At 38.2% G+C, this 15228-nt stretch carries 10 protein-coding genes; 5 read left to right on the forward strand and 5 right to left on the reverse strand.

From position 1 onward, the window contains the following. Positions 1 to 129 precede the first annotated feature (129 nt). Positions 130 to 630 (reverse strand): fasciclin domain-containing protein, encoded by a 501-nt coding sequence (locus tag CHB66_RS04475; protein ID WP_089238605.1) that lies wholly within the window; start codon positions 628 to 630, stop codon positions 130 to 132. A gap of 187 nt (positions 631 to 817) precedes the next feature. Between CHB66_RS04475 and rlmH the strand changes: the two genes are divergently transcribed. From rlmH to CHB66_RS04495, 4 genes are all read left to right on the forward strand, one after another. Continuing rightward, positions 818 to 1291, forward strand: coding sequence for a 23S rRNA (pseudouridine(1915)-N(3))-methyltransferase RlmH (gene rlmH, locus CHB66_RS04480; RefSeq protein ID WP_089238394.1), 474 nt, complete (start codon positions 818 to 820; stop codon positions 1289 to 1291). A gap of 136 nt (positions 1292 to 1427) precedes the next feature. Then, a complete protein-coding gene (locus tag CHB66_RS04485; protein ID WP_089238396.1) occupies positions 1428 to 4226 on the forward strand; it encodes a M16 family metallopeptidase in 2799 nt (932 codons plus the stop codon). A gap of 442 nt (positions 4227 to 4668) precedes the next feature. After that, a complete protein-coding gene (locus CHB66_RS04490; RefSeq protein ID WP_089238398.1) occupies positions 4669 to 5403 on the forward strand; it encodes a LytR/AlgR family response regulator transcription factor in 735 nt (244 codons plus the stop codon). Continuing rightward, positions 5393 to 8431 (forward strand): sensor histidine kinase, encoded by a 3039-nt coding sequence (locus CHB66_RS04495; protein WP_089238400.1) that lies wholly within the window; start codon positions 5393 to 5395, stop codon positions 8429 to 8431. The genes CHB66_RS04490 and CHB66_RS04495 overlap by 11 nt, the downstream gene beginning before the upstream one ends. Before the next feature lie 32 nt (positions 8432 to 8463). Here CHB66_RS04495 and guaB read toward each other — a convergent pair whose 3' ends face one another. Next, positions 8464 to 9942, reverse strand: a complete 1479-nt coding sequence (gene guaB / locus CHB66_RS04500) for an IMP dehydrogenase (RefSeq protein WP_089238402.1) — start codon at positions 9940 to 9942, stop codon at positions 8464 to 8466. A 391-nt stretch (positions 9943 to 10333) separates the two neighbouring features. Here guaB and CHB66_RS04505 point away from each other — a divergent pair, with 391 nt between their 5' ends. Beyond that, complete coding sequence (locus tag CHB66_RS04505) at positions 10334 to 11800, forward strand: glycine--tRNA ligase (protein WP_089238404.1); 1467 nt, start codon at positions 10334 to 10336, stop codon at positions 11798 to 11800. A gap of 127 nt (positions 11801 to 11927) precedes the next feature. Here the strand turns inward: CHB66_RS04505 and CHB66_RS04510 are convergent, their stop codons facing one another. The 3 genes from CHB66_RS04510 to CHB66_RS04520 all read right to left on the reverse strand — a co-directional run bounded on the left by CHB66_RS04510 (position 11928) and on the right by CHB66_RS04520 (position 15220). Continuing rightward, on the reverse strand, positions 11928 to 12455 hold the full coding sequence (locus CHB66_RS04510; protein WP_141107367.1) for a hypothetical protein: 528 nt from the start codon (positions 12453 to 12455) through the stop codon (positions 11928 to 11930). Positions 12456 to 12999: 544 nt separating this feature from the next. Further along, positions 13000 to 14133 carry a hypothetical protein gene (locus CHB66_RS04515; RefSeq protein WP_141107368.1) on the reverse strand — a complete coding sequence of 378 codons (1134 nt, stop codon included), beginning with the start codon at positions 14131 to 14133 and terminating at the stop codon, positions 13000 to 13002. A 466-nt stretch (positions 14134 to 14599) separates the two neighbouring features. Then, positions 14600 to 15220, reverse strand: a complete 621-nt coding sequence (locus tag CHB66_RS04520; protein WP_245812668.1) for a 3'-5' exonuclease — start codon at positions 15218 to 15220, stop codon at positions 14600 to 14602. Positions 15221 to 15228: the final 8 nt, after the last annotated feature.

The raw sequence follows: 15228 nt of genomic DNA on the forward strand, positions 1-15228 counted from the left end.
AATGAAATATGATAGTTTAAAGTCAAAACCCTTACACTTGAGATCTAAAAAAAGCCTTGCAGACAGCATCTGCAAGGCTTTTTGACATTTAACCCACACTTTTAGATGAGAGAAAATTTACTCTCGATCTTACATTGGAGGAAGGATCACAGAGTCAATTACGTGTACTACACCATTAGAAGCTTCAATATCAGCTGTTGTTACGGTAGCACCATTGACCATTGCCTTCCCATCTTTTAAAGAAATCTTAATGTCTTTTCCTTGAGCCGTGGTAGCAGTCATTCCATCAGAAAGATCTTTGGAATATACTTTGCCTGGTACAACATGGTAGGTAAGGATTTGAACCAATTGATCTTTATTCTCAGGCTTCAATAGATTCTCTACAGTGCCCGCAGGCAATTTAGCAAAAGCATCATTGGTTGGAGCGAATACTGTAAAAGGACCATCGCCTTTCAGTACCCCTACTAAGTCACCAGCTTGTACAGCAGCCACTAGCGTAGACAAAAATTCTGTTTGCGCTGCTAGATCTACAATGTCATTATCTACATTGTTGTTAGCGTCGTTGTTGAGCGTAAATGCGGTGGTTGTAAAAAAAGCAACCATCAACGCAAAAGACAATAATTTTTTCATAATAATAATAGTTTTGGTTTGTGTTGTATAAATCCCAAAACCCATGTGATTGTTTATCAATAATTTGTAATCTTTTTAGAGAGTTCATTGATTTACAATTTGATGCGCTTCAATTCATTTTTAAAGTCATTCAGGTATTTTTCAAAGATTATTTTACACAAACGGTTAGTCCTTGTAACTTTGTCAAATGCAAATAAAACTAATCGCTGTAGGAAAAACAGACAGCCGCGCTATACAAGAGCTGATTGAAGAATATGTAAAGCGATTGGGGTTTTACATCAAGTTCGATTTTGAAATCATCCCTGATCTCAAAAACACTAAATCACTATCTGAGTCCAACCAAAAGGAGAAAGAGGGTGAACTTATTCTCAAAAAACTTCAAAGTGCTGACGAGCTTATCCTGTTGGATGAAAACGGGAAACAATTTAGCTCGGTAGACTTTTCTGAGTATTTGCAGAAGAAAATGAATTCAGGCCTCAAGCAGCTAGTATTCGTAATCGGAGGGCCTTACGGCTTTTCTGATGCGATTTATCAGCGAGCCAATGGTAAAGTCTCGCTATCCAAAATGACTTTTTCCCATCAAATGGTTCGAGTCTTTTTTATAGAACAAATCTACAGGGCCTTTACTATACTCAAAAATGAACCCTACCACCATCAATAGTGAATAGCCTTGAAGAAATCCTGATAAACGGTAACTATTTCAGCCTATCGGTAATTTTTAACATTTTTTCATAAACTCATCCTATTTAACTAAGATAATTTTATTAGTTTACAGGGCAATTTTAAAATTCAAATATATGAAGTATACTAGAATCATCATTTTGATGGCTTTTTGGCTAGGAACAAGTCTAGCCACAATGGCACAAAGCCAAGAAAAAGTCCCATTAGACTCGAGGGTAAGAACAGGAAAACTAGCCAATGGACTTACATATTACGTCCAACAAAACCCTAAACCAGAAAAAAAGGTAGAACTGAGATTGGCTGTCAATGCAGGTTCAATTCTAGAAGATGACGATCAAGCTGGCTTAGCTCACTTTACAGAGCACATGGCTTTCAATGGCACCAAAAACTTTGAAAAAAACGAACTAGTAAGCTACCTACAATCCATTGGCGTTTCTTTTGGTGGGGATTTGAATGCTTACACCAGCTTCGACGAGACAGTTTATATTTTACCAATTCCATCAGACGATGAAGAAAAGCTAAAAAGTGGATTTTTAGTCTTGGCCGACTGGGCTGGAGGTGTATTGATGAATGAAGAGGATATTGATGGTGAGCGCGGGATTATCGTAGAGGAGTGGAGAACTGGGCAAGGTTACAACCAAAGGGTAAGAGACCAATTCCTTCCTATATTGCTTCATGATAGTAAATATGCTGACAGATTACCTATCGGCAAGATGGAAGTAGTCGAAAACTTCGAATACGAAACCATCAGAAGATTCTATAGGGATTGGTATAGACCAGATCTGATGGCTGTAGTGGCAGTAGGTGATGAAGACCCAGACAAACTAGAAGCATTGATCAAGGAGTATTTCTCAGGCTTGGAAAATCCAGCCAACCCAAAACCCCGTGAGCATTTCCCTGTTCCTGAGCATGAAGAGACTTTCGTCACCCTAGTGACAGATCCAGAAGCTCCAGGGACTCAGATTCAATTGTACTACAAGCATAAGGCTTTACCAACAAGTACTAAGGAAGATTATAGAAATATCCTCAAAAGAAGGCTTTACAGCGGTATGCTAAGTCAGAGACTTGATGAAATTAGACAAAAACCTGATGCTCCATTTATATATGCCGGCACTGGCTATGGTAATTTTGTGAGAGATATGGACTATTTCTCTGCATCTGGCGCAGTAGCCCCAGGAAAAGCAGCAGTCGCGATCAAAGCTTTGATCGAAGAGAATGAAAGAGTAGCTCAATTTGGATTCACGGAAGGTGAACTAGAAAGAGTCAAAAGATCATTGCTCAACTCAGCCGAAAGAGCAGCCAAAGAAATGGACAAAGCAGAATCAGGTTCTCTGGTAGGCAAATATGTTTCACATTATCTTGAGGGGAGCTTTGCAGAAGATCAGCAATGGAGATACGAGTTCTATCAAGAAGTCATGCCTCAAATCACTTTGGATGAAATCAATGCTTTAGCAAAGGAATTGGTCAGAGATGATAACAGAGTGGTGGTCATATCTGCTCCAGAAAAGGAAAAAGCAAACCTTCCTACAGAACGAGATGTATTGGCGCTTTTCACAGCAGTAGACAACATGCAGCTGACTCCTTATGAGGAAAAATTACTTGCAGAAGACTTAATCACGGACTTACCTACAGCTGGGAAAGTCAGCAGCATAAATAAAATATCAGGCGTAGACATTCAAGAAATCACGCTTTCCAATGGTGCAAATGTTTTTGTCAAACAAACTGATTTCAAAAATGATGAAATTCTAATCTCTGCCACTGGCAAAGGTGGTACCTCACTCTATTCAGATGAAGACCACCTGACGGCAAGCAATGCAGGCGTAATGATCAATGTCATGGGTGTAGGGGACTTTTCTCCAACAGATTTGAGAAAAGTACTGTCGGGCAAAACAGTTTCCTTGACTCCAAATATTGGTACTTATTCCCAAAATATCTCTGGTATCACCTCTCCAAAAGATTTGGAAACGGCTATGCAGTTGATGCATTTGTATTTCACTAAGCCTAGGAAAGATGCTGAATTGTACGAGGTTTATAAATCGAACCAAAAAACGCAGTTAGCAGGAGCGCAAGCAAATCCAGACTATCAGTTCTCTAGAGCTGTCAATAAAATAGTCTCAGGAGGAAATCCGCGAGCCATGGGCATAGTAGATCCAGAGGATTATGACAAAATTGACATTGACAGAGGTCTTGAAATCTTTGCTGATAGGTTCTCCAATGCTGCCAATTTTGAGTTCTTTTTCACTGGTAATATTGACATGGATACTTTTATCCCATTGCTTGAACAGTATATCGGAAGCTTACCAGGTGATGCAGGCGCTAAGGATAGTTTCATTGACTTAGGAATCAGAACTCCTAGAGGTTTAAAAGAAAGGGTAGAAGTAGGAACAGATGAGAAATCACAAGTGATCATGTTCTTCTCAGGAGAGACTGACTATGATAGAAAAAAATCTACAGACATTAGTTATTTGGGAGAAATCCTAACAATCAAATTGATCGAAAACTTAAGAGAGGAAATCGGCGGTGTATATGGTGTTGGTGCTAGTGGGAATATGAGTATACAGCCAGTAGGCAACTTTAGCTTTTCAATTTCATTCCCTTGTAGTCCAGATATGGTGGATAAACTCACGGAGGCCGCTTGGGCAGAAGTGAAGAAAATTCAAGAAAATGGACCTACTGAGGAAGATCTGAACAAAGTCAAAGAAAAAAGAAGAATCGCTTACGAGGAAAGCCTCAAGAGAAACAATTACTGGAATGGACAGATGTCTGCAATAAGAACCTATGACTTGCCTTGGGAAGTCATTCTAGAAGGTAAAGCATCTATCGACTCGGTCACTCCTGAAAGAATCCAAAACGCAGCAAAAGCTTATTTGGTGCAAGAAAATCTGTTAGAAATTCAGAGGTTCCCCGCGAAATAAGTCAGCGTAATTAACATCATAGAAGGATGAACTCAAAAAGCAGCCGAATCGAGTGATTCAGGCTGCTTTTCTTTTTTAGGTCAATCGCTGTCAATCTAGCTCAACCATTTAGGTTAATGCTTAAGTTTGAGGCAAGGAAATATGAATGGCTCATCCTATTCAATGAAACTATATTCTCAACAAACGACTGATATAGACCAATATCTAAGTATCCTAATATCAATCAATAACTTGTCCGCTGCGGCGGATAGGTCTCATTTAAAAAAAAGGATACTTCATGGTCACAGACATCATTGAAGATTTTGAGATTAAAATGTTTAAGATTTGGTCAAAAATACCCTGAACATGGTATTTTTTGCTGTGATAGGAGCATGTATTTTTATCCTATCGAAAATTCACCCCAATTTTCCCAAATCTCACCTATCCAAGAAGAAAGTAAACTATGATCAAAGTAATCATCATCGATGACGAGCATATGGCTCAAGAGTCCATTCATATTTTATTGGATAAGTATTTTGAAGGTCAGTTTGATGTTGTCGCCAAAGCATCATCCGTATTAGGAGGTATCAAGGCTATCAATAAGTACAATCCTGATCTAGTATTTTTAGATATTCAGATGCCCGGTGAAAACGGTTTTGATTTATTTGAAGCATTTGAAAAAATTGACTTCAGAGTGATTTTCACTACTGCTCACGAAGAATATGCCCGCAAAGCAATCAAGCATCAGCCTTTTGACTATCTGCTCAAGCCCATTGATCTACAGGAGTTGAGAGAGACAATCGAGAGATTAAAATCAGAAATCGCCACGAATAAAGATGTCATTATAGAAAGGCTAAATCGATTAGAATCTAAGCTCAATGGTAAACGCATGGAGATCTTTAATACCCAAGAAGGAGATTATGTGGTGAATTTTGATGAAATAATATACTGTAAAGGAGAGGGAAATTACACAGAAATCATCAGAACAAATGGAAATAAAATCCTTGTTTCTAAAAATCTCAAAAAAATAGAAGAAATCCTCCCTCCTGATGAATTTATTAGAGTTCATCAATCTATTTTAGTGAATCGGTCTCAGATTGATCGCTATGACAAAAAATCACTCTTTCTTCACCTCAAAAACGGCGAAAAGCTCTCTGTTTCCATGAGGAAATTGGCTAATATCTTCAATGGGTTTTAAATTAAAAGCGGCCGCTTTATTATTGTTGACAGGGGTTCTAAGTATGACCCTTTTTGCACAGCAATATCCAAGTATGCAGTATACTACTGCAGATGGACTACCCAATAATTCCATTCGAGCACTTTACAATGACTCTAGAGACTTACTTTGGATCGGTACCGAGAATGGCGTTGCAGTAAGAGAGAATGGGACTTTTAGAAACTTCACTACTGCAGATGGACTTGCTTTCAACAACTGCTGGGCTATTGCAGAAGATATTCTTGGCAATATCTGGCTCGGTAGCTATGGGGGAGGTTTGAGTTTCTTTGATGGAGTAAAGTTCACAGCCTTTGGAACTGCAGATGGCACTTTTGATGGAAGAATCAGAACAATTTATTCATACAAAGATGATATATTCATTGGTACCGAAAATGGTGTAGCCATCATCAATATCAGTACTCTTGAAGTAACTGTCATTCCCGAGAGTATCTTTGATAACCAACAGAGTTATATTTCAGGTTTTTTTGAATATGAAGACAGGGTGTTTTTTACTACTTACGGGGTAGGCTTACATGAAATCATTTTTTCTGATAATCATGTTTCTGCAAAAAAAATCAGTGATCAAAAATTAATTTATTCTATTGGTCTTATCGATGATAAGCTATTTACCAGCGACAAGGAATTGTTAAATAAATTTCCATTGGACAATTTCATTAAAGGTGAAGATCCTGAAAACTCGTATGGCTCAACCATTTTTTGGGATTTTCTCAAAATACCCTCTGGTGAAATTCTCGGTGCCGCATGGGGCATATACAGCAACAATGGAGGTGTATATCACTTGAAGTATGGCCAACTCAAATCAATGGAAGTACTCTATGACATTCCATCCAAGGAAATCCTTCAACTTGAATTCAGCCCAAAACGGAATAAACTTTTTGTAGGAACTAAGGATCAAGGATTATTTGTAATTCGACTTGATGATGGACTGATTTACCACAAATCTGATCAATACAAAATCATCAATATTCAAGAATTAGGCTCCTCTCAGCTTCTTCTCCAAGAAAATGGGATGCAATTCACAAAAAAAGACCAGAATGGTGAGTTTTTAATTCCCAATCAAACTTTTAAAGAAATCCAAAGTAGTTACTATAGTTCAGGTAAAAAAATTCCAAAATTTGAAGACGATTTCTTTGAATTGAAAGCAGATACCAAAGCTTCAGCTATTGAATTCTACGGAATGCAAATCCATCAAAACCTCGCTTGGGTCAATACCAATATTGGGATTTATGCCTTTGATGAAAGAGGTAAATGCCTCAAATACATACCTATTCACACATATCAGTTTTCATTTACCAAAGAAGGGAAACTTGTCGAGACAAACCCTTACGGTGGAGTCAGGATATATGAAGATTTGGATAAGCTGATCTACCAGTATTATTCAAAAGACCTCCCGACTACTCCTACTCAAGTCACAGGTATAGCAGCGAGTAATGGCAGTCTATTTTTCGCTTCTGTCTTCACTGGCTTATACGAATGGAATGGGAAAGAATTTATTTCCTATTTAGATAAAGGCATTTGGTCTGAACTCAAATTCAAACATATCAAAGCCTACAAAAAAGACCAATTGGTATTGGCTACAGAGTTCGGTTCCATTTTTATCGTAGAAACAAACCCTGAATTTCGAATAGTCCAAGAAATTACAAGAGATGTGATTTCTGGCAAGAATATACTTTTTATAGAAAGCTATGAAGAACACCTTTTCATAGGTACAGAAGCTGGGGTGAATATTTATCACGAGGGAAACGTACGGTTGATCAATAATGAAAATGGATTAAAATTGGCCAGTTTCAAACAACCAAGTTTGCTCGGAAGCTCACTTTATCTACCCGTTGGCTTGGGCTACTATCACCTTTCACTTGACAATATATTAACTCCTGAACCTAGGCAATTCGACTTGGGAATTGGTAAATTAACCATCAATCATGACCCAGCCCCAGAGAGTGATTACTCCTGGTTCAAATACAAAAAGAAAAACATTACACTTTCTCATCGAAACAATACCATCTATCTTGATTTAAAGCCTGAGGGAAGCATTTTTCCAGACCAACTTCAATACAGGTTTAGACTCAATAGCAATACTCCATGGAGTCCCTTTACTTTTGATAGAAGATTAGCTTTCCCATATCTTCCAAGTGGAAATTACACATTGGAAGTAGAAGTATTGGATACACATACGCGCTTATCAAGTAACTTCTATCTGCTCAATATCCAAGTCAACCCTCCATTCTATCTGAATCCTTGGTTTATCAGTTTCATTTTGATTGGATTGATTTTGATTTTTGTCGGCATTTACCACAACAGAATCAGAAATTATAGACAAGAAGAACAGAAAAGAATCGCTATCCAAAATAGAATCAATGACCTCAAAATAGAAGCGCTAAGAAGTCAACTGAATCCTCATTTCATTTTCAATGCCATCAATTCCATCCAATACTACATCCTCAATAATCAGGAAGAAGATGCGGTAGAATTTTTAGGAAAATTCTCCAAACTGATGCGTCAAACTTTGGACATCAGTTCTAAGAAGCTAATTACCTTACTAGATGATATTAAGTTTATCCAGTCTTATATTGAAATTGAAAATGAAAGAATGGGAAATAGGCTTCATTGGAATATTGATTTTATAGTAGATGACAAGGATTTGAGCGATTTGAAAAATTACCTTGTCCCTCCGATGTTGATACAGCCATTTGTTGAAAATGTCTTTGTCCATGCCTTCAGCCGACAGCATCCCAACCCTGAATTAACAATCTCTTACTACATCTATCAAGAAGGAATTCTCAAATGTGAAATCACTGACAATGGCAGGGGAATTCAAGCCAAAAATAAAGTTAGCCTACACGAATCTCGAGGGGTGTATTTGATTGAAGAAAGGATCAACCTAATACTTCAAAATCCTGATCTCAAACCTGTTACTTTGACAAGTCAAGCAGATAAAGGAACCAAAGTGACTTTATTGATACCTTATGAAAAAGCCCCACCGAAATGATCCGATGGGGCTGAAATTTTCAAAGAAATACCCTACATTTTTGCAGAATAGTTTGGGGCCTCTCTTGTGATGCTGATGTCGTGTGGATGTGATTCTTTCACACCTGCTGCGGTGATTTTGACAAACTTGCCATTTTTTTGCAAGTCTTCAACTGTTTTGGTACCACAATAACCCATCCCTGCTTGAAGTCCACCTACTAATTGGTAAAGCACCTCTTGTACGAGGCCTTTATAGGCTACTCTACCTACGATACCTTCGGGAACCAGCTTTTTAATATTGTCTTCAGCGTCTTGAAAGTACCTGTCTTTCGAACCTGACTCCATGGCTTCTAATGAACCCATTCCTCTGTAAGATTTGAATTTTCTACCTTCGAAAATTATCATTTCTCCAGGTGCTTCCTCTGTACCTGCCAAAAGTGAACCAATCATAATGGAACTAGCACCAGCAGCTACCGCTTTGACCAAATCACCTGAGTATCTGATACCTCCATCTGCAATTACAGGAACATTTCTGCCTTTCAATGCTTCTGCACACTCAAATACGGCAGAAAGCTGTGGCACACCCACTCCAGCAATTACCCTAGTGGTACAAATACTTCCTGGACCTACCCCGACCTTCACAGCATCTGCACCAGCATCTGCTAAGGCTAGTGCTGCCTCAGGTGTAGCAATATTCCCAACGATCACATCCAAATCAGGGAATGCGTCTTTGATTTTTCTACAAGTCTCTATCACTCCTTTAGAATGCCCGTGAGCAGTATCAATAGACACTACGTCCACACCCGCATTTTTCAAAGCCTCTACTCGCTCTACAATATCTGCTGTCACTCCTACTGCTGCACCAACTCTTAGGCGACCATATTGATCTTTACAAGCATGTGGCTTATCTCTCCTTTTCAAGATATCCTTGTAAGTAATCAGTCCTGTCAACCTATTTTCATCATCTATGATCGGTAGTTTTTCGATCTTGAATTCTTGCAAAATTTCTTCAGCCTCCTCCAAAGTGATCCCAGCCTTTGCCGTGATCAGATTTTCTTTGGTCATGATCTCCTTGATATCCCTATTTGGATCTTTGATAAATCTTAGGTCCCTGTTAGTAATGATTCCCATCAAGATCCTGTTTTCATTTACCACAGGAATTCCGCCAATGTGGTACTCACTCATGATTTTTTCGGCATCACGGACTTTGGAGTCTATGTGAAGTGTGATAGGATCTAAAATCATCCCAGACTGAGAACGCTTCACCTTCCTGACTTGGGCAGCTTGCTTCTCGATAGACATGTTTTTGTGAATAAAGCCTAGACCACCTTCTAAGGCAATAGCAATAGCCAATTCTGCTTCGGTCACTGTGTCCATAGCAGCAGAGACCAAAGGAATATTCAGCCTGATGTTTTTAGTAAGTTGGGTGGAAGTATTGGTGTCGCGCGGTAGGACTTCTGAGTATCCCGGGACAAGTAGCACGTCATCGTAGGTGAGTGCTTCGAAGAGGAATTTATCTGAATTTCGATTCATAGCAAATTTGGTTAGGTAACCCTATTTGCCCGTCAAAGATACAAACAATTCTGATTGCCAATCAACTCTGAGGTAAAATAAATTTCAATTTAAAGCGGACATACCCGAGAAAAGAGAAGAATCTTCGGATGGTATTAGGGTAACTGTTGAATAGTTGATTAAGTTATTGGGGATTAGTTGTAATAGCTATTGAGTAACTGATTAATCGAGTAATGGTTGAGAGTGTTCTAATCGATTACACGATTATACAATTCATCTGTTGATAACCTTCACAGATATTTTGCTATGGCATCTTGGTACATCGTACTTTATACTTGGTACTAGAAACGTTCAATTTATTCTAGCTTCATTTTTCACCACCATTCTCAAGAATTTCTTTAATTTTGCAGCTATGGCAAAAAATGAACAAACTGCGGAAAACGCGCAACTGAAAGATATAATTTCCCATGCCAAAGAGTATGGTTTTGTTTACCCTTCTTCTGAAATCTATGATGGCTTACAGGCCGTCTATGATTATGGAGCCTATGGAGTAGAGTTAAAAAACAACCTGAAGAGACTTTGGTGGGAAACCATGACTCGTCTCAATGACAATATTGTAGGGATCGATGCAGCGATTTTTATGCACCCGACTACATGGAAGGCTTCAGGTCACGTGGATAGCTTTAACGATCCCATGATTGACAACAAGGACTCTAAGAAAAGATACCGTGCAGATGTCTTGATCGAAGAAAAAGCTGCTGCTTACGAAAATGCTGGTGATAAAGACAGAGCTCAACAACTGCTCAATGCCATGGGACGCTTGCTGGAAGCAGAAGACCTTGCTGGTGTGAGGGATCTGATCATCAATGAGGACATCAAATGCCCAATTTCTGGAACAACAAACTGGACAGATGTGCGTCAGTTTAATCTGATGTTTTCCACCCAGGTAGGTTCTGTTGCAGAAGACTCCTCCACAATTTATTTGAGACCAGAGACAGCACAAGGGATTTTTGTGAACTTCCTCAATGTGCAGAAAACAGCCAGAATGAAGGTTCCTTTTGGCATTGCGCAGATTGGAAAGGCTTTCAGAAATGAAATCGTCGCGCGTCAATTTATCTTCAGAATGCGTGAATTTGAACAAATGGAAATGCAATTCTTCGTAAGACCTGGTTCTGAACTTGACTGGTACAAAGAATGGGCAGCGACACGTATGAAATGGCACAAAGCTTTGGGTATTCCTGAGGAAAAACTCAGAAGACATGACCATGAAAAATTGGCCCACTATGCCAATGCAGCCATGGATATTGAATATCAATTCCCATTTGGTTTCAAAGAAGTAGAGGGGATTCACTCTAGAACAGACTTTGACTTGAAGAGCCACCAAGAGTTTTCCAAGAAAAAGCAACAATACTTCGATCCTGAAATCAACCAAAATTACATTCCTTATGTGATCGAGACTTCAATCGGAGCAGATCGTCTATTCTTGATGACCCTCTGCAATGCATATGTGGATGAAGAAGTAGATGGAAAGCAGAGAACTTATTTGAAGTTCCACCCAGCGATTGCCCCTGTCAAAGCTGCCATCCTACCACTCACGAAAAAAGATGGCTTGCCTGAAAAAGGAAAAGAAATCTTCGATGCCCTGAAGTATGATTTCAATATTATTTATGAAGATGCTGCATCGATAGGTAAGCGTTACGCTCGTCAGGATTTGATCGGTACGCCATATTGCATCGCTGTTGATCATCAAACGCTCGAAGACAACACCGTCACCATCCGTCACAGAGATACCACAGAGCAAGAAAGAGTTGCTATCTCTGAACTTCATGGTAGATTGGCGGAGGCTTGTAGCTTTAGGAGGATTTTCGAGAAGATCTAAGGGTTGAAAGATTAGTAAAGTTGAAAAGTTAAAAAAAGAGCAAGTCAGGTCGACTTGCTCTTTTTTATTCTATCCTTTTAAAATAGTATTGGATTTTAGATTTCACAATTATTACACTTGAAAAACCTTATTTACATTTTTCAAATAAATGATATGATGCATTGATTACAAGAGGATTTCCTGCACCTCTAGTCACGGTAAATTGATTCTCAATCAACTCACATGTACTCCAATCAGTTTCTTTGGGGATCTTCAATTCATAGGTTGGAGCATTCACAGCTTGGCCATTGATAGTCCCGATGACAGGCCTGCTATTATTTCCTGCCTTGATATGAAAGGCATAGATAATGTCGGTTGGTGTATTATAAATTTTCAAGTCTATCGAAAACTGTGCATTAAACCTGTGATTGCTTTCTTTCATAACCCAAGATTCAGGTGAATCAATAATGCAATAGGCTTCACAATCCACGTCTTCGAAAGATTTCATTTGGCTAAAAAACTCTCCATGAGTGAAGGATTCCAAAATAATCCGGTCATTTTCACTTTGATTGTCTGTTTCCAAATCAGGATCTAGATCTTCTTTTTTACTACAAGAAAGCAAAAGTATAAATACTGCGAAAAAAACAGAAAAAGAACGAAGAGCTGCAAAGGTCATAAATATACCAAGTTTAAAGACCATCGAATTAATTCAATATTTTTAAAAAAGTCAAGTTTTTATTAATAAAAAGCAATTTACACCTGAAATTCTTGGATTAATAAATTCATATTGAATACCCCACTCAAAGCTTGTTTATGAAGCCTAATATTAATACGTCATTTCTTGCAATTCAAAGTGAAGAATATACTGAAAATAGAAAATCCCTAGAAGACCTCAAAAAGGTCAACTAGGGATTTGATTGATTAGAGTTTGTGAGGTTTCTCTACTATTCTTCAAATAGTTCCTAAGATAATTAAAATCAGCTTTGATCTAATTTTAATTCATGCGATTAACACTGGTGTTTTCGAGATGGTTGTAAAAACATTCACGACAGTTATAATTTTATTGTCCTATATGTATTTGAATCGGTAGTTCTCTGTATTTGGATAAAGTAGAGAGTTAGAATTTTGAAAGTATTTATATAAAACTTCTTAAGCTTGTATGGATATAAAAAAAGCTACCCGAGGTGGGTAGCTTTTGAAAATTATGATTTATAATTTAATTATTCACATGCGTTTGAAACGGCACTTAAGTTAACTTTACTTCCTGAAGTTAATACTCTGATATTACCGTTAGGGTTTGTTTCAAAGGTAAGTTTTGTAAATGGAGCATTATCAAGTTCTAAAGTATAGACTCCATCTACTTTTGTAAAGTCAGTAACACATTTTTCACCATCGCCAGCTAAGTCTGTGACACATAAAGAAAGATCCGTAAACTCAAAGTCTTCATCTGCAGTGAATACAGCTATAAACTTAGGATCACTAGCATTCCCAGTTCTTCTCAAAGTAACTTCTCCAACTCTACCTCCATTATCACCGTTAACCGTGTATGTCACTTCCAATTCATCTTCTGGATCGGCTATATAATTAATATTCCCATTAGCACCAGAAATCTCAACCAGTCTACTCCAATTTGGATTACAGTCCCCCTCTTCACATTCAGTGACGCTGTAAGAGAAGAACATAGACCAATTACCCAAACCTTCTGGATTAAATCTTTCTCCTTCAGCCCAAGCTCCTTCAAATTGAACAGGCGTACCATAAGCAACTCCATCTTCAAAAGTAATACCTGTCGCCCTTACAACATCAGCATGCACTGCAATATCAAACTCACCAAATTCTTGCATTCCTTCTCCGATTGGAAGAGTAAATAAATACTCCTGAACACCTAAACTCAGGTCTGTTTCAATATTAGAAGAGTAAGGAAACTTACCCGGTGCTGGATTGATGATTCCTTTTTTATTGGCTTTAGACTTTCCATTGCCAACTGGCTGGAATTCTAATTCAACTTGACCGATGAACATGTTTACCTTCTGGATAAACCAATCTTGTGTATAATCTCCTTCAATACTTACATGTACATAAAGATTATCGTTGTCATTATAAGAATGAACTTCACCTACAGGAATGTTTTGCCCTGCCATCAAAGGAGTCATCACATCGTTACATGTAAACATGTTTGTGTGCATTCTTGCATTTGCATCAGTTGATTTGAATGCAAATGGCATCCTCTCTTGAGCCACGCTCAAGTCCTGGGTATCAAATGTTTCGATTTGGCTACATGAAAAAAGCAGCCCAGCGCTCAACAAAACAGCCATGCCGTTTCGGAACATACTAAATAAATTGGTCTTCATCATTAAAATTAGTTTTGGTTATAATTTGAGTAGAAAAGTAAATAAAAAGATTCTAAAAGCAAATTTTTGTATATGAATAGCATTTTTATTGTTTTGAAATTTGACAAGCTTTTATAAGCTTAAAAAATCATTGCTTTTTGCTTCTCAAAACTAAATTCAAAAAAATTGACTTTTTGGTAGATTAAATAGCCTATTAGTTGGTATAAATTATTTTTATGTGAATTCTAAAATTTACACGAGTGGTAAGGGTTGGAAGATGGAATTTTGAAAAAATTGATTCGTTCAAGGATAGTATTTTTCGATATTAATGGATTTAAGCTATTGAGATATTTATTGATTCCAAGTACGTAATTGTGCTATTAGCAGATGCTCGTAAAAATATGGGTTGATTCAGACCAATATCCATTAATATCTGGATTAGAAGCATTTAAATTGCCTAAAAGAAAAAGCTCCTATTAAGGTTCTGAAATCAAACTAGTGCTCCATAAGTCCTGATCCCCTTCTGCTCAGCCAATTTCAGCAGCTTCATCAGCAACTGTGCAGTGAGGAAGGCGTCACCAGCAGCAGTATGCCTATCATCCAAAGCAATTCCATAGCGCTCACAGAGTGCATCAAGTGCAAATTCCCCCCGCTTACCCATCCTTGGGTCATAATGTGGCCCCTTTTCCAATCGCATCGCCAAGGCTTGGGTATCAATGACGGGATTCAATAAGCTACGTAAGCCATATTGCTTCAGTAGCTTCTCCAACATCCCTAAGTCAAAACCGATATGGTGACCCACGATGATATCATTGCTCACATATTTTAAAAAATCTTCAGCAAAATCTCTCAAAGGTGAAATCTCTATAGGATAAAGGATCTCATGCACCTTGAGAGCGTCCGCTTTCTGAATGGGTGTATTGAGATAGACCTCCTTGCTTTGGTTGAGTTGCAGGCGATAACCTTTCACTTTGACCGCACCGAAGGAGACGATATAATCCTTCTTCACATCCAATCCCGTCGTCTCTGTATCCAAAACAGTAAAACTCAATTGCGAAATAGGTCGCTGATCTGGAATATTTTTAGCGAATAATGCTTCGTATGCTTTCACAAAAGCAG

The organism is Belliella buryatensis (assembly GCF_900188245.1).
Taxonomy (GTDB): Bacteria; Bacteroidota; Bacteroidia; order Cytophagales; family Cyclobacteriaceae; genus Belliella; species Belliella buryatensis.

Coding starts and splice junctions, on each gene's coding strand:
- CHB66_RS04475 (WP_089238605.1), bottom strand. CDS start 630: ATGAAAAAATTATTGTCTTTTGCGTTGATGGTTGCTTTTTTTACAACC.
- rlmH (WP_089238394.1), top strand. CDS start 818: ATGCAAATAAAACTAATCGCTGTAGGAAAAACAGACAGCCGCGCTATA.
- CHB66_RS04485 (WP_089238396.1), top strand. CDS start 1,428: ATGAAGTATACTAGAATCATCATTTTGATGGCTTTTTGGCTAGGAACA.
- CHB66_RS04490 (WP_089238398.1), top strand. CDS start 4,669: ATGATCAAAGTAATCATCATCGATGACGAGCATATGGCTCAAGAGTCC.
- CHB66_RS04495 (WP_089238400.1), top strand. CDS start 5,393: ATGGGTTTTAAATTAAAAGCGGCCGCTTTATTATTGTTGACAGGGGTT.
- guaB (WP_089238402.1), bottom strand. CDS start 9,942: ATGAATCGAAATTCAGATAAATTCCTCTTCGAAGCACTCACCTACGAT.
- CHB66_RS04505 (WP_089238404.1), top strand. CDS start 10,334: ATGGCAAAAAATGAACAAACTGCGGAAAACGCGCAACTGAAAGATATA.
- CHB66_RS04510 (WP_141107367.1), bottom strand. CDS start 12,455: ATGACCTTTGCAGCTCTTCGTTCTTTTTCTGTTTTTTTCGCAGTATTT.
- CHB66_RS04515 (WP_141107368.1), bottom strand. CDS start 14,133: ATGATGAAGACCAATTTATTTAGTATGTTCCGAAACGGCATGGCTGTT.